Raw genomic sequence first — 21,577 nt, 5'->3', positions numbered from 1 at the left:
CGCGGTTGACGAGTCCCTGCACTCGTCAACCGCGCACGGGCGGCGGAGCCGCCTAGGGCAGCACCAGGATCTTCACGTGCTCTTCGGGGTCGCGCAGCGCGGTGAACGCGTCCGCGACACCCTCGAGTCCGACCCGGCCGGTGATGATGGACTCGGCGTCGATCTCCCCGTCGGCCAGCCGCTGCAGGGTGATGTCGTAGGCGTTCTCGTACGGGCCGTGGCCGAAGTTGATCGCGATACGGCGGAACTGTCCGACCACCGGAATGATCGTCTCGTCGCCGAACGGCGCCGCCAGCACCTGGATCCGCGAGTTGAACGGCATCGTGTGCATCAGGGTGCCCAGGATTCCGGCGCGGCCGCTGCACTCGTAGGCGATCAGAATGCCCGCGCCCGCCTGACCGACGAGGGTGTTGCCCTCGGCGACCATCTGGTTCCACAGCTCGATGGGGTCCTGCTCGTTCGGGTCGACCACGATGTCGGCGCCCATCTTCGCGGCGAGCTCGCGCCGCTTCGGCGACGGCTCGGACGCGATCACCAGCTGCGCCCCGCGGGCCTTGGCCGCGACGATGGCGCCGAGCCCGATGGTGCCGCAACCGATCACCAGTGCCGAGTCGGCGGGGGTGAGGCCGGACTGCTGCATGTGCATCTCGCCGACGTGCAACGGTTCGGCGAGAGTGGCGTGCTCGAGCGAGAGACTCTCGGGGACGTGCCGGACCCAGAACGCGTCGACGACGATGTGCTCGCCGAACGCGCCGTGGTACTCGTTGGAGTACCCGATGATCTTCGGGATGCCGGTCGTGGTGTCGGTCGCCAGCCCGATGCCCGCCACCCGGTCGCCGACGGCGAAATCGGTGACGGCGGAACCGACCTCGGACACGATGCCCGCGTACTCATGGCCGAGGACGACGGGCCGGTCGGTGTCGAAGGTGGCCAGCGGGTAGCCGGCGTTCTCGGCGACGTGCACGAACCGGCAGGGGTCCTTCGACATGCTCAGATCGCTGCCGCAGATGCCGCAGGCGGTGACGTCGATGCGGAGCTGAGCGGGTGCGAGGGTGGGTGCGTCCGGGACCTCGGTGACCGTGAACGCGCCGTCGCTGAACTGTGCTGCCTTCATGCCTGTGCTCCTGCGGTCTCGGCGGGCTGGCCGTAGTAGTCGGTGTGTGCCTTGGTGATCGCGCCGATCAGGCCGCCGAGCAGGTAGTCGCGGTTGTCCTCGGCGAACTGGAGGCTGGCCTCACGGCCTGCGTTGCGGTTCTTGAAGTGCGGGATCACCTCGGAGGCGAACAGGTCGTAGCTGCGCTTGGTGTCCTCCCAGTTCGCCATGTCGACGTGCAGGATCAGCATGGTGCCGAAGCCGCCGGTCTTCTCGATCAGTCGTTCGATCTGCGTGATCGCCTCGTCCGGGGTGCCGATGATGGCCTGACCGAACTCGCCGAGGGTGTCATTGCGCCACTGGTCGATGATCCCCTTGGGAGTCTGCGCCCAGTCCGGGTTCTGGCCGGTCTGCCGGTTGACGTAGGCGGCCATCGAGTCGATCCGGCGGCTCACCGCGCGCTCCGCGTCCGCCCGCGTCTCGGCGAGGAACATCGGGTTGACCAGCCGCCAGGTGGACCGGTCGGCGACGTGCCCGTTCTCGGCACAGACCTTCTCGTAGACGTTCCAGTTGCGATCGAGGACGTCGAATCCGCTGGGGGAGCTGGCGGCGAGCGAGAGCAGCGAGAGGCCGTGGGTCCCCGCGAGCACCGATCCGTTGGGGGACATCGTCGAGGCGGTCGCGATCTCGATGCCGGCCGGGTTGTAGGTGGGCAGCTGCGCGCGGGCATCACGCAGGGTGAACCAGTCCGTCTCCATGTTCACGACCTCGCCGCGCAGCAGCGCGAGGATCGCCTCGAGGGCCTCGCCCTGCATCCGGCGCTGGTCCGAGGGGTTGATCCCCATCATGTGCGCGTCGAGCGGGATCTTGCCGGGGCCGGTGCCGAAGATCAGCCGGCCGCGCGTCTGCAGATCGAGCTGCGTGATCCGGTCCGCGGTGATCAGCGGGTGGTGGTACGGCAGCGAGGTGACCCCGGTGCCGAACCGGATCCGTTCGGTCCGCTCCGCGGCCGCTGCGATGAACAGGTCAGGGGCGGGCACGATCTCGGCGCCGGTGGAGTGGTGTTCACCCATCCACGCCTCGTCGAATCCGAGGTGATCGAGGTGTTCCATGAGGTCGATGTCGCGGCGCAGCTGCAGCGCGGGATCGGCGTTCAGCGGGTGGTACGGCGCGAGGAAGGCGCCGAAGTTGATCGAATCGGTGGTCCACACGAGCGTCATCTCCTTGCAGGTGGGTGCCGGCCTCCGGGGGAGGAGTCGAGGGCGGCCGGCCGTTCAGAGTGAGCGGCATCACATCCGCCTGACCGCAGTTCTATCACCGAACTGGATCAACTGATCCAAAAATCTCCCGCTGAGTGGACACTCGTGCGGAGGTGCGGATTTCCGGTTCCCTGTCGGTGGGTCAGGAGCCGAGCAGTCGGTCGGCGCCGCCGACGACGAAGACGACGAGGTCCTCGTAGAAGCTCGTCAGGTCCTCGGGGGAGAGACGGCCGGCGCCGTGGCTCCACTCGTCGGCCCGGCCCAGAGCCTGGAGGAAACCCATCACGGAGATCGCCCAGCGGAGCGGGAGGCGGTCCGGGTCGGAGTGTGGATATGCGCGGCGGACCTGATCGAGCAGGCTCTCGTCGACCTGTTGGCCCGCGGCCTCGAGGGCCGGGTGGCCCTCCTGGGAGATCTGCGCGATGATCTTGACCCACCGCATGCCCCGGACGCGTTGTCGCAGTACGAGTTCGAGGTAGGGCTCGGTGACGGCCCGAACCAGGTCGTCCGCGGTCGGGGGGACGGGCGATGCGGCGAGTCGGTCTACGTTGATCCGGATCTGGTCGCGGACCGCGCCGCCGAGATCGAGGAGGACCGCCGCCAGCAGGTCGTCCTTCGAGCCGAAGTGGTAGTGCACCGAGGCAGGCCCGAGCCCGGCGGCCGAGTTGACGGCCCGGATCGACACGGCGTCCACACCCTGGGCGGCGAAGAGCTTTTCGGCCGTCTTCACCAGGCGCATTCGGGTGGCGTTGCCCTGACGGTTCTGGTTCGGGGTGGACATGTCGAGAGTTTCGCACACCCTTGACATGGGTGGGGGCATGGCATCAAATGGGCTCAACGATTCAATCAACTGATCCAATTGTGTGGTCGGTCCTGGGTAGAGGCGGGTACGAGATGCAGCTCGAGGTGGACCTTCGCGAGGCCGAGGCGACGGTGGAACTGACGGGGGTCGACGAGTTCACCAGTCTGGCGGTCACCGTGCTGGGCGATCGCGACCGGGAACGGGCCGCCGCCGCGCTGGGCGCATGGGGCACCGTGGACGGCGACCACGTCTGGCTCGACATCGGCGTCCTCGAGGGGGCGGTGCGCAGTCACCCCCTGCGCGGCGAGGGCTGGCTGCCCCGGTTCGTGGCGATGATCGACTATGCGGAGTCCAAGGGCTGGGTGGATCCGGACCACCGCGCGGTCCGCGCACACTGCGAGCAGGTCGCCGGCTAGAACACCCGGCCGTGCCGCGAGCGGTCCCGCAGGGCGGCGGCGCGCCAGGTCAGCACCGGGTGTCCGGACAGGATGTTCACCAGCCAGGGGAAGAACCCGCGCTCGGTGCGGGCCCGGTCGGCCATCTCGTCGAACCCGACCAGGCTCATCAGGTACTTGCCCGCGGCGAGCACGCCGATCGCCCCCGGTGCGCCGTGTGGACGGTTACAGATCCCGTGGTTGTCGGCGGTGTACTCCTGCGCGCGGGAGAGCGAGGACCCGATCACCGGGATGTAGTTGGAGGCGAACATGCCCAGCTGGCGCCAGTAGGAGGTGTGGCCCGCGGCGATGTGCCCGACCTCGTGTCCGATGATGAACGCCAGCGCGTCGGGATTGCGTGCCTGGCCGCCGATCTCGAACAGGTCGCTGTAGACCACCACGTACCGCCGGAAGCCGTGACCGGACGCGAACGCGTTGATCTGACCGTTGCCGAGGACGACATAGCCGTCGGGAACCTGTGGCATGCCGAACCGCGCGGCCGCCTCGACCAGCATCCGGTACCCGTCGGGGAACTGGGTCGGCGTCATCTTCACGCCGTTGACGCGCTGCGCGGCGTACATCTGCCCGCGGGCGAAGAAGAGCAGGATCGGTGCGAGCAGCACGATGATGACCCACGGCTCCAGCGCGCCCGAGGCGATCAGCGCGATCGACACCAGGTAGGCCGCCACGGTGGTCGCGATCGCCAGGATCAGCAGCGGGATCTCGAGGTGGTGCCGGATCGGCATACCCCACGGGGAGAGCCCTCGCGGCGGGAGCATCTGCGGCGGCGCGTACCCGGGCGCGGGGTGGACGGGCGAGTGATGCGTGATCGTGGGTGGGAACTGCTCCATGTGGACAAACCCTATTCGTGGTCGGGTCGGGGGTCGCCGCGCCGACCTGTCAGAATCGACACATGCGCGTATACCTAGGTGCCGACCACGCAGGCTTCGAGCTCAAGAACCAGATCAAGGACCATCTCACCGCGAACGGCCACGAGGCCGTGGACTGCGGCGCCCACGTGTACGACGCCGTGGACGACTACCCGGCGTTCTGCGTCGAGGCCGCGCGCCGCGTGGTCGAGGACGAGGGCAGCCTGGGCATCGTGCTCGGCGGCAGCGGCAACGGCGAGCAGATCGCCGCGAACAAGGTGCCCGGCGCCCGCTGCGCCCTGGCCTGGAGCGTGGAGACCGCCCAGCTCGCGCGCCAGCACAACAAGGCGCAGCTGATCGGCATCGGCGGCCGGATGCACTCGCTCGAGGAGGCCCTTGCCATCGTCGACGCGTTCCTCGAGACCCCGTGGTCGGGCGAGGAGCGGCACCAGCGGCGCATCGACATCCTGTCGGAGTACGAGCGCACCGGCGTGCCGCCGGCCCTGCCCGAGGCCTGAGTGCCCGAGGGTCACACTCTCCACCGCCTCGCACGGGAGCACCAGCGACACTTCGCCGGTGCTCCCGTTCGTGTGTCCAGCCCGCAGGGCAGGTTCGAGTCCGGCGCGGCGAGCGTCGACGGCCGGGTCCTGGTCCGGGCCGAGGCGTGGGGCAAGCACCTGCTGCACCACTACGAGTCGGGCCAGATCGTGCACGTGCACCTCGGGCTGTACGGCAAGTTCACCGATCTCCCGCTGCCCATGGGCACGCCGGTGGGCCAGGTCCGCATGCGGATGGTCGGGGCCGAGATCGGCACCGACCTGCGCGGGCCGACCGCCTGCGAGATCTATGACGAGCCCCAGCTACGCGCGCTGGAGGACCGGCTGGGCCCCGACCCGTTGCGTCCCGACGCCGACCCCGCGCGGGCGTGGCGCCGTATCTCCAAGTCGCAGACCGCGATCGGCGCACTGCTGATGGATCAGCAGGTGATCGCCGGGGTGGGCAATGTCTATCGGGCCGAGTTGCTGTTCCGGCATGGGATCAACCCGAACCGCCCCGGCGCGCGGCTGGGCGCGACCGAATGGGATGCCATGTGGACCGACCTCGTCGCACTGATGAAGGTCGGTGTCCGGCGGGGGAAGATGCACGTGGTGCGCCCCGAGCACGACAACGGCGAGCCGGCGTACGCCAAGGACCGCCCGCGTACCTACGTGTACCGCCGAACGGAATCGGCGTGCCGCGTGTGTGGCACACCGATCGCTCACTCGGTCATGAAGGCGCGCAACCTGTTCTGGTGCCCGACCTGCCAGTCGGTCTAGAAGCCACCGAAGTCGCCGCCGCCGAAATCGCCACCGCCCCAGTCGCCGCCACCGCCCCAGTCGCCGCCACCGGCGTCGCCACCCCAGTCGCCGCCGCCCGTGTCACCGCCGGCGTCGGCGCCGGCGTCTCCACCGGCGTCGCCGCCCGCGTCTCCGCCCGCGTCGCCGCCCGCGTCTCCACCGGCGTCTCCGCCCGCGTCGCTCCCGTCGCCGGCGCCGCTCTCGAAGGCCTGCGCGTCATAGGGCACACCGGCCATGCCGCCGAACATCGCGGAGAACAGGAACATCGAGCCGACGCCCCACGCGCCTGCGACGAGCGCCGGCTTCCACCACGGCTCGGAGTACCAGCCGGCAGGGACGGGCCGACCCGCGACGCGACCGCCCGGGTAGTAGTTGGGGGTGCGCGGGGACGGGTTCGGGGAAGCCGAGACCTGACGGCCCTCGAACTCGATGTCGCGGTTCTCGGTCACCTCGCCCGCGGCGCGCTGGCCGTCGATGCTCGGGACCTCGGGTCCCGGGTCCAAACCCATCGCGGTTCGCGCGGCCCGGATGTAGTACAAGCCTTCCAGCGCAGTCTGCTTCGCGAGGCGGGCCTGCGCCGGGCTGTTGGCCTGGTCGATCTGCGAGCCGGCCGCGATGTGGCGCTCGGACGCGTCGGCGAGGGCCTGCTTCGAGGCCATGTCGGTGCCGGTCAGGTTGTAGACCTGGCCGCCGAGCCGCTCGATTGCCTGGCGCGCGTCCGCTTTGGCGTCCTCGAGTTGGGTGGCGGTGTGGCCGACGGAGCGCTTCTGGCTTTTCATGACCAGGAACACGACGACACCGATGACGGCGAGGATCAGGAGGAGTTCCACTGGGGGCCTTCCCATGGGGACAAATCGGACGAGTCCCAGCCTACCGGCGATCCAGCGGGGCCCGCCGTCCGCGGAACTGCCGCCCTCGAGTCCGTCGGCTATCCGCCGCGCACCCGGTCTCCCTCGAGGGTTCGGCGAATTGCGCTGGTGCCGAGCTCCATCATGGCCGTGGTGCGGTCCGCCAGTGCATCCGGCAACACGTCCGCGATCCAGACGAATCGGGTGCGGCCATCGCTCTCGGCGAACACCTGGGCCGACCCGTTGTGATGCTCGTAGGGCCCGTCGACGATCGACCACGACAGGCGGCGGGCCGACTCGTCCAGCGCGACCAGGCGTTCGCGGACAACCGAGCCGTCGCCGAACGTGATCATCCGGTCGCCCCCGTCGATGGTGGTGTCGGTGACGAACCCGGCGGCCAGGCGCTCGTGCAGCGCGCCCCAGTCGCGAAGCGCATCCCATGCGCGCTCGGGGGAGGTGTCGACGAGTGTTTCGGTGCGTATGTATGCCATGACCTGAGGGTGCCCTCCGCCGGTCCGATCGTCTTGAACATTTTTGCGGTTCCGTGTCGGTGGCCGCGCGTAGCGTTTTCCTCATGCAATCGGCGGCGCGGATCGCGGAGTCGCCCCAGTTCAGTGCCTGGGCGGTCACCTGTGCCGGCGAGCACGCCGGGTGGTCGGGCCCGGAGTGCCACGACGATCACCGGCTGGTGCTCGTGCGAGCGGGACGGTTCCTGCGACGGGCCGACGGAGCCGAATCGGTGCTGGACCGGACCACCGCCTACCTCGGCCGACCGGGCCAGGAAGAGCGGTTCGCGCATCCCGTCGGCGGCGACCTCTGCACCTCGATCGACATCGGCGCCGAGCTGTGGCACTCGATCGCGGGCGACCAAGGGGCGGCGCCCGCCGCGGACCTCTACGTCGACGCCAGGGTGGAGCTGTGGCATCGGCGGCTGCTCAGGGCGGCGGCGAGCGGCGACGTCGGGTTCGCGGTCGCCGAGGAACTGGTGGGGCTCGTCGGGGAGGTGGTTCAGCGCGTGGCGGACGACGACGCTGGACCGGCGCGGATCCGGTCCGGCCCGCGCGGCCGGGCGCTGGTCGCGACGGCCAGGGAGGCGATCCTCGACGAAGCCCCCGGATCCGACGGGCTGATCCCGCTGGCGGGCGCGCTGGGGGTGTCGCCGTTCCTGCTGAGTCGACACTTCACCGCAGTCACCGGCGTCTCCGTCACCCGGTATCGCAACCGGGTCAGTGTGGGCCGGGCGCTGGCTCGGCTCGAGGCAGGGGAGCGGGACCTCGCCGGGCTCGCCGCGGACCTCGGGTTCGCCGATCAGGCCCACCTGACCAGGACGATGCGCGCCCACCTGGGCCGAACCCCGGGCGCGGTGCGAGCGCTGCTGTCGCCTGTCTAAGCGCTCGCCGAGCGTCGCCCCGTCACATCGGGTCCATGTCCGAATAATCACTTTCGTCGGGACTGTGAATCGTGATGAAGTGCGGTATGGAAATCTCGATTCGGCCGTTGGTGGCAGAAGATCTGGACCGCGCAGCGTCTGTTCTCGGGGAGGCTTTCGCCGACTATCCCTGGACGACGTGGTGCGTCCAAGCCGATTCGCACGAGGAGCGGGTGACCGAGCTTCAACGGTTGTATCTCGAACACATGGCCCTGCCGCACGGCCTCGGGTATATCGACGCCGACCGGAACGGCGTGGTCGCTTTCATTCCTCCCGACGTGTCGCCTCCTGACGAATCGGTTCTCGCGTCCATTGCCGAGCTGCACGGGGACCGGTTCGTCCGAATGATGGACGCGGAGGAGCGGATGTCGACAATGGGCTCCTGGGATGACGCTTGGCTTCTGGCGACGATCGGGGTGGCCCGTGGCGCGCAGGGGCGTGGGCTGGGCGGCGATCTGCTCGCCGCCGGGCTCGCGGAGATGGACCGCGAGGGCCACGCAGTGTGGCTGGATACGGCGACCCGCCGAAACCTGCCTCTGTACCAGCGTCACGGGTTCTCGATCGCGGGGCACATCACGATCGACCATGGACCCGAGGTGTGGCGAATGCATCGGGGGCCGCGGGGGTAGCGGACTGTCGGTGCCCGATGCGAACATATGTTCGTGTCCGATCGTGCAGCGTTTCCGCCCTCGCCCGCCGGCCCGGGCTCCGAGCCTGCCCGGACCGAGGCCACGATCCTGCATGCCGATCTCGATGCCTTTTACGCCTCGGTCGAGCAGCGAGACGACCCGTCGCTGCGGGGCAGGCCGGTCATCGTCGGCGGGGGAGTCGTCCTCGCCGCCAGCTACGAAGCCAAGGCCTACGGGGTCCGCACGGCGGGCAGTGGGGCGCAGGCGCTGCGACTGTGTCCGCAGGCGGTGGTCGTCCGGCCGCGGATGTCCGCGTACGCGCAAGCGAGCCGTGCCGTGTTCGAGGTCTTCCGGCAGACCACTCCGCTGGTCGAGGGTGTGTCGATCGACGAGGCGTTCCTCGACGTCGGGGGATTGCGGCGGGTCTCAGGGACCCCCGTCGAGATCGCGGCCCGGCTCCGGGCGGAGGTGCGCGAGCGGGTCGGGCTGCCGATCACGGTGGGCGTCGCGAGGACCAAGTTCCTTGCCAAGGTGGCCAGTGCGGTGGGCAAGCCGGACGGGCTGCTGCTCGTGCCGCCCGATCGCGAGCTGGCGTTCCTGCATCCGCTGCCGGTCGAGCGACTGTGGGGAGTCGGCGCCGTCACCTCACGCAAGCTGCGTGACTACGGGATCGGCACCGTCGGGCAGATCGCGGAGATCTCCGAACGCGAACTGATGTCGGTGGTCGGGCAGGCGGCGGGCAGGCACCTCCACGCGCTTGCCTGGGCACGTGACCCGCGGCGCGTCCAGGTCGGGCGTCGCAGGCGGTCGATCGGAGCGCAGCATGCGCTGGGGCGGAGGCCGAAGTCGCCGGAGGACATCGAGGCGGCACTCGTCGCGCTGGTCGATCGGGTGGCAAAGCGACTGCGGGCGGCGGACCGGGTCTGCCGGACGGTGGTGCTGCGGCTGCGTTTCGACGATTTCACCCGGGTCACCCGCTCGCACACCCTCGGGCAGGCCACCTCGCAGACAGCGGTACTGCTGGCCGAGGCGCGCGGCCTGCTGGCCGCGGCGATGCCCACGATCCACGATCGCGGCCTGAGCCTGGTCGGGGTGGCGCTCGCGAACCTGGAGAACGGCGGGGCGGAACAACTCACGCTGCCGTTCGGTGAGCCCTCGAGCAGCTCTCTCGACACCACACTGGACAGCCTGCGGGACCGGTTCGGCTCGGCCGCCGTCACGAGGGCGGTGCTGCTCGGCCGCGATCAGGGTGTCACGGTGCCGATCCTGCCCGACTAGCGCACACCTGCACTCGGGCACGAAAAAGCCCACCCGGCGAAGGCCTGGTGGGCTGGTACATCGTGGAGGGGATGACGGGAATCGAACCCGCATCATCTGCTTGGAAGGCAGAGGCTTTACCACTAAGCTACATCCCCGTGCACACGACAACTTGGGATCGCCATCGATGTCGTCTGCGTTGAGAGACTGTACCCAACCCAGTTCAGGATTCGCCAATCGGGTGGCCGGAGATCCGCCAAATCGGGTGGCCGGGAATTTCACGAACTGGTGACCCGTAGGATTCACCACGGCGGCAGCCACACGGATCTTCCGCGTGGTCGTCGTGTCGCGGACCTAACGGGGTGTAGCGCAGCTTGGTAGCGCATCCGCTTTGGGAGCGGAGGGTCGCAGGTTCAAATCCTGTCACCCCGACCAGGGACAACGTCATAACAGCGCGGAACTGAAGATCAGGGCCGCGACGCAACGAGCAAGACCACACGAAGGAGCATGTCCGTGAAGAGCACCGTCGAGCAGCTGAGCCCGACGCGGGTCCGTATCAACGTTGAGGTGCCCTTCGAGGAGCTCAAGCCCGATTTCGACAAGGCGTACAAGGCCCTCGCGCAGCAGATCCGTCTCCCCGGCTTCCGTCCGGGCAAGGCCCCGGCCAAGCTCCTCGAGGCCCGCGTCGGCCGCGGCGCCGTGCTCGAGCAGGTCGTCAACGACACCCTTCCCGGGCGCTACTCGGAGGCCGTGACCACCGCAGGCGTCAAGGCGATCGGCCAGCCGGAGATCGACATCACCAAGATCGAAGACGGTGAGCTGCTCGCGTTCACCGCCGAGGTGGACGTCCGCCCCGAGATCGACCTGCCCGACTACAGCACCCTCGCCGTCACCGTCGAGCCCGTCGAGATCACCGACGAGGCCGTGGACGAGCAGCTGCTGTCGCTGCGTCAGCGTTTCGGCACCCTCACCGGTGTCGAGCGCGCCGTCCAGGACGGCGACTTCGTGTCGATCGACCTGTCGGCCGCCATCGACGGCGAGGCCGTCCCGGAGGCGACCGCGTCCGGCCTGTCCCACGAGGTCGGCTCGGGCCAGCTGATCGAGGGTCTCGACGAGGCGATCGTCGGGCTCAAGGCCGGCGAGTCGAAGGACTTCACCACCAAGCTCGTCGCCGGTGAGCACGCCGACAAGGAGGCCGTCGTGACGGTCACCGTCGGCACCGTCAAGGAGCGCGAGCTGCCCGAGGCCGACGACGAGTTCGCCCAGCTGGCGAGCGAGTTCGACACCCTCGACGCACTCAAGGACGACCTGCGCGAGCGGGTCGGCCGGGTCGCCAAGGTCGAGCAGGCCGGCCAGATCCGCGACAAGGTCCTCGAGACGCTGCTCGAGACCATCGAGGTCCCGCTGCCCGAGACCGTGGTCAAGGCCGAGGTCGACGCGCAGCTGCACGAGGCCGTGCACGGCCTCGACCACGACGAGGAGCAGCTCAACGCTCTCCTCGAGGCGCAGGGCACCAGCCGCGAGCAGTTCGACAAGGATGCCACCGAGGCCGCCGAGAAGTCGGTGAAGACCCAGCTGCTGCTCGACGCGATCGCGGACGAGGCGGGCACCGAGGTCGGCCAGCAGGAGCTGACCGAGCGGATCATCTTCCAGGCCCAGCGGTACGGCATCTCGCCGGATCAGTTCATCCAGCAGGTCCAGCAGGCCGGTCAGCTCGGCGCCGTGTTCGCCGACGTCCGACGCGGCAAGGCGCTCGCGACCGTCGTCGACCAGGTGACCGTCACGGACACCTCCGGCGCGGCCGTCGACACGAAGGAGCTGTTCGGCAGCCCGGAGTCGGACGAGGCCGAGGCCGCGGACGAGAGCTAGATTTCACGCCAATAGCGAACAGGGACGGCACCGGGACTCCGGGGCCGTCCCTGTTCGTTAGTGTCAGTGTCAAGAATCATCGAATTCAGTTATGGAGAAGGCAGGTACCGTGACTTCACAGAACCCGGGGGCTTCGTTGGGCCCCGCCATGACTTCAGCCACCTCTGGTCTGAATCTCAGCGACTCGGTGTTCGAGCGCCTGCTTCGGGAACGCATCATCTTCCTCGGTACCCAGGTCGACGACGACATCGCGAACAAGCTGTGCGCGCAGATCCTGTTGCTCTCGGCCGAGGATCCGACCAGGGACATCTCCCTCTACATCAACTCGCCCGGCGGCTCGGTCACCGCGGGCATGGCGATCTTCGACACCATGCAGTTCGCCGAGTGTGACATCGCGACGTTCGGCATGGGTCTGGCCGCCTCGATGGGCCAGTTCCTGCTCTCGGCGGGAACCAAGGGCAAGCGTTACGCCCTGCCGCACGCGCGGATCATGATGCACCAGCCGTCCGCAGGCATCGGCGGAACCGCGTCCGACATCGCGATCATGGCCGAGCAGTTCGCGCACACCAAGCGTGAGATGGCTCAGCTCATCGCCGAGCACACGGGCCAGACGGTCGAGCAGATCACCGCGGACTCCGACCGGGACCGCTGGTTCACGGCGACCGAGGCGCTCGAGTACGGCTTCGTCGACCACGTCGTCTCCCGCGCACGGCAGGCCGGCGGCGCGGGCAACTGACCCGCCACCGCCCCCGACCTCCCGTCCACACCATCTTGGAGAACTGATGACCAACCTCTTCGATCCCCGTGCACTCGGCGGCCAGGCACCGGCCGGCGCTCAGTCGCGCTACATCCTGCCTTCCTTCATCGAGCACTCCAGCTACGGCGTCAAGGAGTCGAACCCGTACAACAAGCTCTTCGAGGAGCGCATCATCTTCCTCGGCGTGCAGGTCGACGACGCCTCGGCGAACGACGTGATGGCGCAGCTGCTGGTGCTCGAGTCGCTCGATCCCGATCGCGACATCACCATGTACATCAACTCGCCCGGTGGCTCGTTCACCTCGCTGATGGCGATCTACGACACCATGCAGTACGTCCGGGCCGACATCACCACCGTGTGCCTCGGGCAGGCGGCGTCGGCGGCGGCGGTGCTGCTCGCGGCTGGCACCCCCGGCAAGCGTCTGGCACTGCCGAACGCGCGCGTGCTGATCCACCAGCCGTCCACGGGCGGCATCCAGGGCCAGGTTTCCGACCTGGAGATCCAGGCCGCCGAGATCGAGCGGATGCGCCGGCTCATGGAGTCGACGCTGAGCAAGCACACCGGCAAGGACGCCGAGGTGATCCGCAAGGACACCGATCGCGACAAGATCCTCACGGCCGCGGAGGCCAAGGAGTACGGGATCATCGACGACGTGCTGGAGTACCGGAAGCTCTCCGCCCAGAAGTAGCGGTCGTCGGCCTCCGGGTCGACAGAAGACGGTCGGGCTCCGCGACACGCCGCGTTCGTTCGGATGTTGCGTGTCGGGGAGCCGACCGGTCAGGCTGGGACCCCCGGTCGGAATCGGGGTGGCACCGGTCGTCGGAGTTTCACCTCGGCTGCGCCGAGTTGAATCATCGGCAACTGGTCGACCTCGTTCCGAAACTACGGGTACGGTCACATCAGGGGCTTTTGTCCGCCCAGGGATGTGGGTCGCGACGACTCACACGCTCGGGCGGGGGATGGTCACCACGCTGAGAAGGAAGTAGGGACCTGACGAGATGGCACGCATCGGTGACGGCGGCGACCTGCTGAAGTGCTCTTTCTGCGGCAAGAGTCAGAAGCAGGTGAAGAAGCTCATCGCGGGACCAGGGGTCTACATCTGCGATGAGTGCATCGACCTGTGCAACGAGATCATCGAGGAAGAGCTGGCCGAGTCGAGCGAGGTCAAGCTCGACGAGCTGCCCAAGCCGGCCGAGATCCGTGACTTCCTCGAGAACTACGTGATCGGTCAGGACGCGGCCAAGCGCACGCTCGCGGTCGCGGTCTACAACCACTACAAGCGCATCCAGGCCGGTGACAAGGGTCGCGACGCCCGCGGCGAGACCGTGGAACTGGCCAAGTCGAACATCTTGATGCTCGGCCCGACAGGCTGTGGCAAGACCTACCTCGCGCAGACGCTGGCGAAGATGCTGAACGTTCCGTTCGCCATCGCCGACGCGACAGCACTCACCGAGGCGGGCTATGTCGGCGAGGATGTCGAGAACATCCTGCTCAAGCTGATCCAGGCCGCGGACTACGACGTCAAGCGCGCCGAGACCGGCATCATCTATATCGACGAGGTCGACAAGATCGCCCGCAAGAGCGAGAACCCGTCGATCACCAGGGACGTGTCCGGCGAGGGTGTGCAGCAGGCTCTGCTGAAGATCCTCGAGGGCACCCAGGCGAGCGTGCCCCCGCAGGGTGGGCGCAAGCATCCGCATCAGGAATTCATCCAGATCGACACCACCAACGTGCTGTTCATCGTTGCGGGCGCGTTCGCGGGTCTCGAGCGGATCGTCTCCGATCGGGTCGGCAAGCGCGGCATCGGTTTCGGGGCGGAGGTGCGTTCCAAGGCCGAGCTGGACACCCAGGATCACTTCGCCGAGGTGATGCCCGAGGACCTGATCAAGTTCGGCCTGATCCCGGAGTTCATCGGCCGTCTCCCGGTCGTGGCCTCGGTGACCAGCCTGGACAAGGAATCTCTCGTGCAGATCCTGTCCGAGCCGAAGAACGCTCTGGTCAAGCAGTACACGCGGCTGTTCGACATGGACGGGGTGGAACTCGAGTTCTCCCCGGACGCGCTCGAGGCCGTCGCGGATCAGGCGATCCTGCGCGGCACCGGTGCCCGCGGCCTGCGCGCCATCATGGAAGAGGTCCTGCTGCCGGTGATGTACGACATCCCGAGCCGCGACGACGTCGCCAAGGTGGTCGTGACGGCCGAGACGGTGAACGACAACGTGCTGCCGACCATCGTCCCGCGCAAGCCCGAGCGGCCGGAACGTCGCGACAAGTCGGCGTAATCAGCACAACGACACAGCAGACGGAGAACGGCCGGTGGGATTCCCACCGGCCGTTCTCCGTCTGTCGGGGTCGTTCGCGAGCTAGCGTGACCCGTATGGCGACCGAAGGCTCGATCCTCGTGCTCAACGGACCCAACCTGAATCTGCTCGGGCAGCGCGAGCCCGAGGTGTACGGGTTCGCCACCCTCGACGACGTGGAGGCCATGTGCCGCGTGGTCGCCGCCGAGTACGGCCGTGAGATCGATGCGCGCCAGTCCAATCATGAAGGCGTACTGATTGATTGGATCCACGAGGCCCGCGATTGGGCCTCGGGTGTGGTGATCAATCCGGGTGGCTATACGCACACCTCCGTGGCGCTGCGCGACGCCATCGCCACGCTCGGGGTGCCGGTGGTCGAGGTGCACATCAGCAACATCCACGGTCGCGAGGAGTTCCGGCACCGGTCCCTCGTGTCGTCGGTCGTCGACGGCGTGGTGTGCGGCCTCGGGCCGGAGGGCTACCGCGTTGCCGTCGACTGGATCTGTCGACGGCAACGGCGGTCAGGAGGCGTCGCCGACTGAGGCGATCGCGGCCCGCAGGCGGGCGCCCGCCTCCTCGGCCACGGCCTCGAGCGCGGGTTCGCCCGTGACCTGCACCATCAGTTCGGGATTCATCGCCTCCACGATGACGGTGCCGTCGGTATCGGGATCGGAGCGAACGATCACGTTGCACGGCAACAGCAATCCGATCTGCCGGTCGATGGTGACCGCGCGGTGCGCCAGCGGCGGGTTACACGCACCGAGGATCAGATAGTCCTCCATGTCCACGTCGAGCTTCGCCTTGAGCGTCGCGCGCATGTCGATCTCGGTGAGCACGCCGAAGCCCTGTTCCTGTAGGGCCTTTCGGGTCCTTTCGACCGCATCGGCGAAGGAGGCTTGCAGTGTCGTCGAGAGTGCCAGGTTCATGAGTTGTCTCCGTTCTGGATCGGGGTGTTCACGCGGGTTCGTCGAGTCGTCTGATGCCGAGCCGCTGCATCAGCAGGCTGGCCGGGCACCATCCGACGGTCGCATAGAAGAGCAGGTTCGCGGCGACGAATCCGGTGAGGATCAGCCACCACGACGAGAACGCGAGGGTGAGTGCGACGCTGAGCAGCACCATGGTGCCTGCGAGGAGCGGAACCAGCCGCTCGACCGTCCATCCGTGGTGGCGGGGAAATGTAGCCATGGGGGGAGCTCCTTTCTGGGGTCAGCCGTGCGAGAAGCTGATGTCGGGCAGCACCCTGCGCAGCCAGGCGGGCGACCACCAGGCGGCGTGCCCGGTCAGTCGCAGCAGCACCGGCAGCAGGACCAGGCGGATGAGGACCGCGTCGAGCAGGACGGCGACGCCCAGGATGATGCCCATCTCCTTCGGCGGAAGCGGATCCGCGAGCGCGAAGGTGAAGAACACCGCGACCATCACCGCTGCCGCAGCGGCGATCACCCGGCCCGAGTGTGCGAGGCCGTCCACGTGCGCGACCTTCGGATCGCCGGATCGCTCGTAGTGTTCCTTCGCGGTGGACAGCAGAAACACTGTGTAGTCCATCGCGATGGCGAAGATCATCGCGAAGAAGAACACCGGCCCCCATCCGTCGAGGAAGCCCTGCGGGGTGAAGCCGAGCAGGCCCGCCCCGTGTCCGTCCTGGAAGATCAGCTTGGCGACGCCGAACGCGGCGGCGGTCGAGAGCAGGCTCACCACGGTGCCAAGGATGGCGATCAGCGGGGCCTGCAGCGCGACCAGCAGCAGCAGGAACCCGAGTACCAGGATGATGCCGACGATAAGCGGCAGGTAGTCGTTGAGCGCCTGCTGCAGATCGAGGTTCTCGGCGGGTGCGCCGCCGACCATTGCCTGCTCGGGCAGCTCGGACCGCAGCTGGGTGAGGATCGAACCCATCGACTCGTCGGAGGGGTCGACGCCCGGTATCGCCTGCAGCATCACGTGGTCGGAGCCGTCGATCGCCGGCTGCGGCGGGGTGACCATCGCGATTCCGTCGACGGCGGCCGTGGCGCCGGCCGTGGCCTCGGCCTCCGATGCAGGGGCGATGATCTGCAGCATTCCTGGCGCGCCCTCACCCAGCTGTTCCTGGACGAGTTCGTAGCCCTGCCGGACCGGCGCGTCGGAGGGGACCACCTCGATCGACGGCATCGCGACCTTCAGACCGAGCACCGGGAGGGACAGCGCGATCAGGATCAGGAGCGAGCCGATCGCGAACGGCCACGGGCGGCGGTGCAGGAGGTTGCCCCACGCGGCGAAGCGGGGGGAGCGGTGCTGCTGCCGCTTGGCGTACGGGAGCGCGCCTGCGTTGACCTTGGTGCCGAGCTTGCCGAGCACGGCGGGGAGCAGGGTCAGCGTGGCCGCGAGAACGAAGGTGACGGCGAGCATGATGCCGACGGCCATCGTCCGGACCGCGGGCGCCGGGACCAGCAGTACCGCGGACAGGCTCACGAGCACGGTCAGTCCCGAGAGGACGACGGCCTTGCCCGCGGTGTCCATCGTCTCGGCGACCGCCGCGCGCGGGTCGCCGCTCTTGCTCAGCGCATCCCGGAATCGCGACACGATGAACAACGCGTAGTCGATGCCGAGCGCGAGGGCGAACATCATTGCGAAGTTCATGGCCCACACGGAGATCGGCGTGACCGTGTTGAGCAGGACCAGCCCGCCCGCGGAGGCGATCAGGCCCGCCATGGTCAGCAACAGCGGCAGTCCCGCCGCAACCAGCGACCCGAATGCCAGCACCATGATCGCGAGCGTGACCGGCCAGGAGAGCATCTCCGCCTGGATCATCGCGTCGTGATTGGCCTTGTTGAAATCGCTCCACAGCGCGGACGCGCCGGTGGGGTAGACCTCGATCTCATTCGTGGACAGTGCGCCCAGTTCGCCCTTGAGCTCGTCGACGGCCTTGACCATGTCGTCGGTGCCCGCGTTCGCCCCCGCGATCAGGATGCCGGTGTGCCCGTCCGGGCTGATCGACATGCCGGGCTGCGGGGCGATGACCTCGCCGAACCGCTGATCGTCGGCGAACACCGCGGTGGCGTCGGCGAGGACCTGCTGCACCTGCGGATCGGCGACCGCGAGCGTGTCCGAGTGCACGACGACCTGCACCGCGGCGGAGGAGTTCCCACCGAAGTGCTCCTGCGCGAGCTCGCGGACCTGCACGGATTCCGAGCCGTTGGCCTGCCAGCCGGCGCCGGCAAGCGAGGTGAACACCGACGGCGCGGCGGCGCCGAGCGCCACCAGGGCGATCAGCCAGATGCCGAACACCCACCGGGCGCGTCCGACCATCGCCGCGCCCAGTCGGCCGAGGAGTCCCCCAGTCGATGCGATCGGCGGCGGGCCGTCGCCGCCCGCTCTCACCGCCCGGGTTTTGTCCACCTCGGCCGTGTTGCTGGTCATGCGAATCTCCTCGATATGCCCTGGGGGGTATCTGCTCGGTATGAGTCGACCATACCCTAGGGGGTATCTAGGTAGGATGCGAGAAGCGCCACAGGGGTGGGCGGGTGGTCGGGTGCGGCGTCAGGCCGGCTTGATCCGGGCCTCGCCGCTGTAGACATTCATGGTCTCGCCGCGCAGGAACCCGACCAGGCTCAGACCGGACTCGGTGGCGAGATCGACGGCGAGCGACGACGGGGCGGAGACGGCGGCCAGCACCGGGACGCCTGCGACCACGGCCTTCTGCACGAGTTCGAAGGAAGCGCGCCCGCTGACCACGAGGATCGCCTCGCGCAGCGGCACCCGGTCGGCGGTCAACGCCCAGCCGAGCACCTTGTCGACGGCGTTGTGTCTGCCCACATCTTCGCGAATCGCGAGCAGGGCGCCGTCGGCGGTGAACAGTCCGGCGGCATGCAGGCCGCCGGTCGAGTCGAAGACCCGTTGCCGCGCGCGCAGGGTCACAGGCATGGACGCCAGGGTCGACGGCGTCACCACGGGGTCGGGAGCGGTGAGGTCGTAGCGCGAGCGCACCCGGACCTCCTCGAGCGAGGCCTTGCCACAGACGCCGCATGCCGAGGTGGTCAGGAACTGGCGATCGGCGCCGGTCGGCGGCGGGACCCCGGGAGCGAGCGCCACGTCGAGCACGTTGTAGGTGTTGGCGCCATCGGCATCGACACCGTCGCAGTACCGGATGACCGAGACGTCGGACGCCGATCCGATGATGCCCTCGCCCAGCAGGAACCCGTGCACCAGGTCGATGTCGTCCCCTGGGGTTCGCATGGTCACCGAGAGCGATCGGCCGCCGATCCGGATCTCCAGCGGTTCCTCCACGGCCAGGCTGTCCGGTCTGCGCACCGTGGCGCCACCGGTGATCCGTAGCACCGGGCGGCGCGCGGTGACCCGACCCATCAGTGCGCCCCCGCCGGTTCGAGCCGTACCAGCACCGCCTTGGACACCGGCGTATTCGACTTCGCGGCAACGTGATCGAGCGGAATGAGGGGGTTGGTCTCCGGGTAGTAGGCGGCGGCATTGCCCTTGGGGGTGCTGTACCGGACGGCCCGGAAGTCGCGCACCCGGCGCTCCTGCAGCACGCCGTCGGGGCCGGTCCACTCGGAGACGATGTCCACGGCGGCGCCGTCGGCGATGCCGAGTTCCGCGAGGTCGGCCGCGGACACGAAGATCACCTTGCGGCCGCCCTTCACACCGCGATAACGGTCGTCGAGCCCGTAGATGGTGGTGTTGTACTGGTCGTGACTGCGCAGGGTCTGCAGGATCAGCCGGCCGGGGGGAGTGGGCAACCACTGCAGCGGACTCGCGGTGAAATTGGCCTTGCCGGTGCTGGTGGGGAACTCGCGCCGGTCGCGCGGCGGGTGCGGCAGCTGGAACCCGTCGGGCCGCCGGACCCGCTCGTTGTAGTTCTCGCAGCCGGGTACCACCCGCGAGATCGAATCGCGGATGCGGTCGTAGTCACCCTTGAACTGTGCCCACGGCACCGAGTGGTCGGCGCCGAGCAGGTGCTCGGCGAGTTCGCAGACGATTGCGACCTCGCTGCGCAGCTGATCGCTGACGGGTGTCAGGTTGCCCCGCGAGAGGTGCACCATGGACATCGAATCCTCCACGGACACCATCTGTTTCCCGCCGGCCTGGATGTCCTTGTCGGTGCGGCCGAGCGTCGGCAGGATGAGCGCGGTGCGCCCGGTCACCACGTGCGAGCGGTTGAGCTTGGTCGAGACCTGGACGGTCAGCGCGCACGAACGCAGTGCGGCCTCGGTGGCCTCGGTGTCCGGGGTGGCCCGGATGAAGTTCCCGCCCATCGCCATGAAGACGGAGCCCTTGCCGTCACGCATGCCGCGGATGGCGGCGACGGTGTCCCAGCCGTGCTTTCGGGGGCTGACGATCGAGAACTCGCGGTCCAGCGCGTCGAGGAACGAGTCCGGCATCTTCTCCCAGATACCCATCGTGCGGTCGCCCTGGACGTTCGAGTGCCCACGCACCGGGCAGACGCCCGCGCCGGGCTTGCCCATCATGCCGCGCATCAGCAGCAGGTTGGTGATCTCCTGAATGGTCGCGACCCCGTGCGTCTGTTGGGTCAGGCCCATCGCCCAGCATGCGATCGTCCGTTCGGAAGAGGCCATCGCGTCGGCGGTCTCGCGCAACTGCGTCATCGTGAGTCCGGTGGCCTCGAGGACGACGTCGAGATCGACTGCGCGGACGTTCTTCTCGTACTCGGCGAAACCCGCGCAGTGCTGCTCGACGAAGGCACGGTCCACCACCGAACCGGGGTCCGCGTCGTCGGCCTCGAGCAGCAGTCGCCCGAGCCCCTGGAACAGGGCCATGTCACCGCCGAGGCGTATCTGCAGGAACTCGTCGGCGATGTCGACGCCGCGCCCGATCACGCCGCCCACCTTCTGTGGGTCCTTGAACCGGCGCAGCCCCGCCTCGGGCAGCGGATTGACCGCGATGATCTTGGCGCCGTTCCCCTTTGCCTTCTCCAGCGTGGAGAGCATCCGGGGATGGTTGGTGCCGGGGTTCTGGCCTGCGATGAGGATGAGGTCGGCGTACTCGAGGTCCGGCACTGTCACCGAACCCTTGCCGATGCCGATCGATTCGGTCAGCGCGCTGCCGGACGATTCGTGGCACATGTTGGAGCAGTCGGGCAGGTTGTTGGTGCCGAAGCTGCGGATCATCAGCTGGTAGAGGAACGCGGCCTCGTTGCTGGTGCGGCCGGACGTGTAGAACACGCCGCCGTCGGGGTCGGGCAGCGCGCGCAGGTGGTCGGCGATCAGCCGGTAGGCCTCGTCCCATTCGATCGGCGCGTAGTGGGTCGCGCCCTCGCGGAGCACCATCGGGTGCGCGAGGCGCCCCTGCTGTCCGAGCCAGTAGTCGGTCTTCTCGGCCAGCTCCGCCACAGAGTGCTCGGCGAAGAACTCGGGACCGACTGTGCGCAGCGTCGCCTCCTCGGCGACGGCCTTGGCGCCGTTCTCACAGAACTCCGCGGGCTTGCGGTGCCCCGGCGTCTCGGGCCAGGCGCAGCCGGGGCAATCGAACCCGTGTCGCTGATTGAGCCTGGCCAGGGTCCGGGCGGTGCGGACGGCGCCCATCTGCTCGAGGCCGCGTTGCAGGGACACCAGGACCGCTGGCACTCCCGCCGCGTGGTCCTTGCTGTGCGTGACGACCAGCTCGGATTCGTCTATGTCGCGTTCGGGTCCCTTGCGAGTCATGCCTACATAGTGGCCCCGTCACGGGCCCGCCGAAAGCGAGGTGACCCACT

General features: G+C 68.5%; 22 protein-coding genes and 2 tRNA genes. 12 read left to right on the top strand and 12 right to left on the bottom strand.

Features of this window, described 5'->3' with window-relative positions:
• Positions 1 to 52 precede the first annotated feature (52 nt).
• The 3 genes from JOE46_RS08325 to JOE46_RS08315 all read right to left on the bottom strand — a co-directional run bounded on the left by JOE46_RS08325 (position 53) and on the right by JOE46_RS08315 (position 3,133).
• On the bottom strand, positions 53 to 1,114 hold the full coding sequence (locus JOE46_RS08325; protein ID WP_097211437.1) for an alcohol dehydrogenase catalytic domain-containing protein: 1,062 nt from the start codon (positions 1,112 to 1,114) through the stop codon (positions 53 to 55).
• Entirely contained in the window at positions 1,111 to 2,313 is a 1,203-nt protein-coding gene (locus JOE46_RS08320) for an LLM class flavin-dependent oxidoreductase (protein WP_245220982.1), read from the bottom strand. Before JOE46_RS08320 ends, JOE46_RS08325 begins: the two co-directional genes overlap by 4 nt.
• A 181-nt stretch (positions 2,314 to 2,494) precedes the next feature.
• Entirely contained in the window at positions 2,495 to 3,133 is a 639-nt protein-coding gene (locus JOE46_RS08315; RefSeq protein ID WP_209926837.1) for a TetR/AcrR family transcriptional regulator, read from the bottom strand.
• A 113-nt stretch (positions 3,134 to 3,246) separates the two neighbouring features.
• On the opposite strand from JOE46_RS08315, the gene JOE46_RS08310 reads away from it, so the two are divergent.
• A complete protein-coding gene (locus JOE46_RS08310) occupies positions 3,247 to 3,570 on the top strand; it encodes a hypothetical protein (protein ID WP_097211542.1) in 324 nt (107 codons plus the stop codon).
• On the opposite strand, the gene JOE46_RS08305 is transcribed toward JOE46_RS08310, so the two are convergent.
• Positions 3,567 to 4,439, bottom strand: a complete 873-nt coding sequence (locus tag JOE46_RS08305) for a M48 family metallopeptidase (protein WP_373560245.1) — start codon at positions 4,437 to 4,439, stop codon at positions 3,567 to 3,569. The genes JOE46_RS08310 and JOE46_RS08305 overlap by 4 nt on opposite strands.
• Positions 4,440 to 4,501: 62 nt before the next feature.
• On the opposite strand from JOE46_RS08305, the gene JOE46_RS08300 reads away from it, so the two are divergent.
• The gene (locus tag JOE46_RS08300; protein ID WP_077042121.1) at positions 4,502 to 4,975 is read left to right on the top strand and encodes a ribose-5-phosphate isomerase; all 474 of its coding nucleotides are present in this window, start codon (positions 4,502 to 4,504) and stop codon (positions 4,973 to 4,975) included.
• A complete protein-coding gene (locus JOE46_RS08295; RefSeq protein WP_209926835.1) occupies positions 4,976 to 5,773 on the top strand; it encodes an Fpg/Nei family DNA glycosylase in 798 nt (265 codons plus the stop codon).
• Here the strand turns inward: JOE46_RS08295 and JOE46_RS08290 are convergent.
• A complete protein-coding gene (locus JOE46_RS08290; RefSeq protein WP_209929011.1) occupies positions 5,770 to 6,624 on the bottom strand; it encodes a DUF1542 domain-containing protein in 855 nt (284 codons plus the stop codon). The two genes, JOE46_RS08295 and JOE46_RS08290, sit on opposite strands and share 4 nt — an antisense overlap.
• A gap of 98 nt (positions 6,625 to 6,722) precedes the next feature.
• Positions 6,723 to 7,133, bottom strand: coding sequence for an SRPBCC family protein (locus tag JOE46_RS08285; RefSeq protein WP_209926832.1), 411 nt, complete (start codon positions 7,131 to 7,133; stop codon positions 6,723 to 6,725).
• An 83-nt stretch (positions 7,134 to 7,216) separates the two neighbouring features.
• On the opposite strand from JOE46_RS08285, the gene JOE46_RS08280 reads away from it, so the two are divergent.
• From JOE46_RS08280 to dinB, 3 genes are all read left to right on the top strand, one after another.
• A complete protein-coding gene (locus JOE46_RS08280; protein ID WP_209926830.1) occupies positions 7,217 to 8,032 on the top strand; it encodes an AraC family transcriptional regulator in 816 nt (271 codons plus the stop codon).
• 86 nt (positions 8,033 to 8,118) lie between these two features.
• Positions 8,119 to 8,700 (top strand): GNAT family N-acetyltransferase, encoded by a 582-nt coding sequence (locus tag JOE46_RS08275; protein ID WP_097211539.1) that lies wholly within the window; start codon positions 8,119 to 8,121, stop codon positions 8,698 to 8,700.
• A 27-nt stretch (positions 8,701 to 8,727) separates the two neighbouring features.
• Positions 8,728 to 9,978, top strand: coding sequence for a DNA polymerase IV (dinB, locus tag JOE46_RS08270; RefSeq protein ID WP_209926828.1), 1,251 nt, complete (start codon positions 8,728 to 8,730; stop codon positions 9,976 to 9,978).
• 63 nt (positions 9,979 to 10,041) lie between these two features.
• Here dinB and JOE46_RS08265 read toward each other — a convergent pair.
• Positions 10,042 to 10,115 (bottom strand) — tRNA-Gly (locus JOE46_RS08265).
• A 200-nt stretch (positions 10,116 to 10,315) separates the two neighbouring features.
• On the opposite strand from JOE46_RS08265, the gene JOE46_RS08260 reads away from it, so the two are divergent.
• The 6 genes from JOE46_RS08260 to aroQ all read left to right on the top strand — a co-directional run bounded on the left by JOE46_RS08260 (position 10,316) and on the right by aroQ (position 15,422).
• Positions 10,316 to 10,392, top strand: a tRNA-Pro gene (locus JOE46_RS08260).
• A 78-nt stretch (positions 10,393 to 10,470) separates the two neighbouring features.
• Complete coding sequence (gene tig / locus JOE46_RS08255) at positions 10,471 to 11,826, top strand: trigger factor (RefSeq protein ID WP_097211538.1); 1,356 nt, start codon at positions 10,471 to 10,473, stop codon at positions 11,824 to 11,826.
• Positions 11,827 to 11,917: 91 nt separating this feature from the next.
• Positions 11,918 to 12,562, top strand: a complete 645-nt coding sequence (locus tag JOE46_RS08250; protein WP_257017433.1) for an ATP-dependent Clp protease proteolytic subunit — start codon at positions 11,918 to 11,920, stop codon at positions 12,560 to 12,562.
• A gap of 46 nt (positions 12,563 to 12,608) precedes the next feature.
• The gene (locus tag JOE46_RS08245) at positions 12,609 to 13,271 is read left to right on the top strand and encodes an ATP-dependent Clp protease proteolytic subunit (protein ID WP_027499880.1); all 663 of its coding nucleotides are present in this window, start codon (positions 12,609 to 12,611) and stop codon (positions 13,269 to 13,271) included.
• A 310-nt stretch (positions 13,272 to 13,581) separates the two neighbouring features.
• On the top strand, positions 13,582 to 14,862 hold the full coding sequence (gene clpX / locus JOE46_RS08240) for an ATP-dependent Clp protease ATP-binding subunit ClpX (RefSeq protein ID WP_077042099.1): 1,281 nt from the start codon (positions 13,582 to 13,584) through the stop codon (positions 14,860 to 14,862).
• A gap of 95 nt (positions 14,863 to 14,957) precedes the next feature.
• Entirely contained in the window at positions 14,958 to 15,422 is a 465-nt protein-coding gene (gene aroQ, locus JOE46_RS08235) for a type II 3-dehydroquinate dehydratase (protein WP_097211431.1), read from the top strand.
• Here the strand turns inward: aroQ and JOE46_RS08230 are convergent.
• From JOE46_RS08230 to JOE46_RS08210, 5 genes are all read right to left on the bottom strand, one after another.
• Positions 15,402 to 15,806 carry a DUF302 domain-containing protein gene (locus tag JOE46_RS08230; RefSeq protein ID WP_097211430.1) on the bottom strand — a complete coding sequence of 135 codons (405 nt, stop codon included), beginning with the start codon at positions 15,804 to 15,806 and terminating at the stop codon, positions 15,402 to 15,404. The genes aroQ and JOE46_RS08230 overlap by 21 nt on opposite strands.
• A 28-nt stretch (positions 15,807 to 15,834) precedes the next feature.
• Positions 15,835 to 16,065: a DUF2892 domain-containing protein gene (locus JOE46_RS08225; RefSeq protein ID WP_209926823.1), complete on the bottom strand. Its 231-nt coding sequence runs from the start codon at positions 16,063 to 16,065 to the stop codon at positions 15,835 to 15,837.
• A 21-nt stretch (positions 16,066 to 16,086) separates the two neighbouring features.
• On the bottom strand, positions 16,087 to 18,270 hold the full coding sequence (locus tag JOE46_RS08220) for an MMPL family transporter (protein WP_374102885.1): 2,184 nt from the start codon (positions 18,268 to 18,270) through the stop codon (positions 16,087 to 16,089).
• A gap of 120 nt (positions 18,271 to 18,390) precedes the next feature.
• Positions 18,391 to 19,215 carry a formate dehydrogenase accessory sulfurtransferase FdhD gene (fdhD, locus tag JOE46_RS08215; protein ID WP_209926820.1) on the bottom strand — a complete coding sequence of 275 codons (825 nt, stop codon included), beginning with the start codon at positions 19,213 to 19,215 and terminating at the stop codon, positions 18,391 to 18,393.
• Positions 19,215 to 21,527 (bottom strand): FdhF/YdeP family oxidoreductase, encoded by a 2,313-nt coding sequence (locus tag JOE46_RS08210; protein ID WP_209926818.1) that lies wholly within the window; start codon positions 21,525 to 21,527, stop codon positions 19,215 to 19,217. Before JOE46_RS08210 ends, fdhD begins: the two co-directional genes overlap by 1 nt.
• Positions 21,528 to 21,577: the final 50 nt, after the last annotated feature.

Origin of the sequence: Rhodococcus sp. PvR099 (assembly GCF_017833315.1) — a bacterium.
GTDB lineage: Bacteria > Actinomycetota > Actinomycetes > Mycobacteriales > Mycobacteriaceae > Rhodococcus_G > Rhodococcus_G oryzae.
Note: the sequence above shows the minus strand (reverse complement) of the source record. Positions and strands in the feature narration are given on the sequence as shown.

What these genes read in the sequence shown, in the direction of transcription:
- JOE46_RS08325 (WP_097211437.1), bottom strand. Translation starts at nt 1,114, where the DNA reads ATGAAGGCAGCACAGTTCAGCGACGGCGCGTTCACGGTCACCGAGGTC.
- JOE46_RS08320 (WP_245220982.1), bottom strand. Translation starts at nt 2,313, where the DNA reads ATGACGCTCGTGTGGACCACCGATTCGATCAACTTCGGCGCCTTCCTC.
- JOE46_RS08315 (WP_209926837.1), bottom strand. Translation starts at nt 3,133, where the DNA reads ATGTCCACCCCGAACCAGAACCGTCAGGGCAACGCCACCCGAATGCGC.
- JOE46_RS08310 (WP_097211542.1), top strand. Translation starts at nt 3,247, where the DNA reads ATGCAGCTCGAGGTGGACCTTCGCGAGGCCGAGGCGACGGTGGAACTG.
- JOE46_RS08305 (WP_373560245.1), bottom strand. Translation starts at nt 4,439, where the DNA reads ATGGAGCAGTTCCCACCCACGATCACGCATCACTCGCCCGTCCACCCC.
- JOE46_RS08300 (WP_077042121.1), top strand. Translation starts at nt 4,502, where the DNA reads ATGCGCGTATACCTAGGTGCCGACCACGCAGGCTTCGAGCTCAAGAAC.
- JOE46_RS08285 (WP_209926832.1), bottom strand. Translation starts at nt 7,133, where the DNA reads ATGGCATACATACGCACCGAAACACTCGTCGACACCTCCCCCGAGCGC.
- JOE46_RS08280 (WP_209926830.1), top strand. Translation starts at nt 7,217, where the DNA reads ATGCAATCGGCGGCGCGGATCGCGGAGTCGCCCCAGTTCAGTGCCTGG.
- JOE46_RS08275 (WP_097211539.1), top strand. Translation starts at nt 8,119, where the DNA reads ATGGAAATCTCGATTCGGCCGTTGGTGGCAGAAGATCTGGACCGCGCA.
- dinB (WP_209926828.1), top strand. Translation starts at nt 8,728, where the DNA reads ATGTTCGTGTCCGATCGTGCAGCGTTTCCGCCCTCGCCCGCCGGCCCG.
- JOE46_RS08250 (WP_257017433.1), top strand. Translation starts at nt 11,918, where the DNA reads ATGGAGAAGGCAGGTACCGTGACTTCACAGAACCCGGGGGCTTCGTTG.
- JOE46_RS08245 (WP_027499880.1), top strand. Translation starts at nt 12,609, where the DNA reads ATGACCAACCTCTTCGATCCCCGTGCACTCGGCGGCCAGGCACCGGCC.
- clpX (WP_077042099.1), top strand. Translation starts at nt 13,582, where the DNA reads ATGGCACGCATCGGTGACGGCGGCGACCTGCTGAAGTGCTCTTTCTGC.
- aroQ (WP_097211431.1), top strand. Translation starts at nt 14,958, where the DNA reads ATGGCGACCGAAGGCTCGATCCTCGTGCTCAACGGACCCAACCTGAAT.
- JOE46_RS08230 (WP_097211430.1), bottom strand. Translation starts at nt 15,806, where the DNA reads ATGAACCTGGCACTCTCGACGACACTGCAAGCCTCCTTCGCCGATGCG.
- JOE46_RS08225 (WP_209926823.1), bottom strand. Translation starts at nt 16,065, where the DNA reads ATGGCTACATTTCCCCGCCACCACGGATGGACGGTCGAGCGGCTGGTT.
- JOE46_RS08220 (WP_374102885.1), bottom strand. Translation starts at nt 18,270, where the DNA reads ATGACCAGCAACACGGCCGAGGTGGACAAAACCCGGGCGGTGAGAGCG.
- fdhD (WP_209926820.1), bottom strand. Translation starts at nt 19,215, where the DNA reads ATGGGTCGGGTCACCGCGCGCCGCCCGGTGCTACGGATCACCGGTGGC.
- JOE46_RS08210 (WP_209926818.1), bottom strand. Translation starts at nt 21,527, where the DNA reads ATGACTCGCAAGGGACCCGAACGCGACATAGACGAATCCGAGCTGGTC.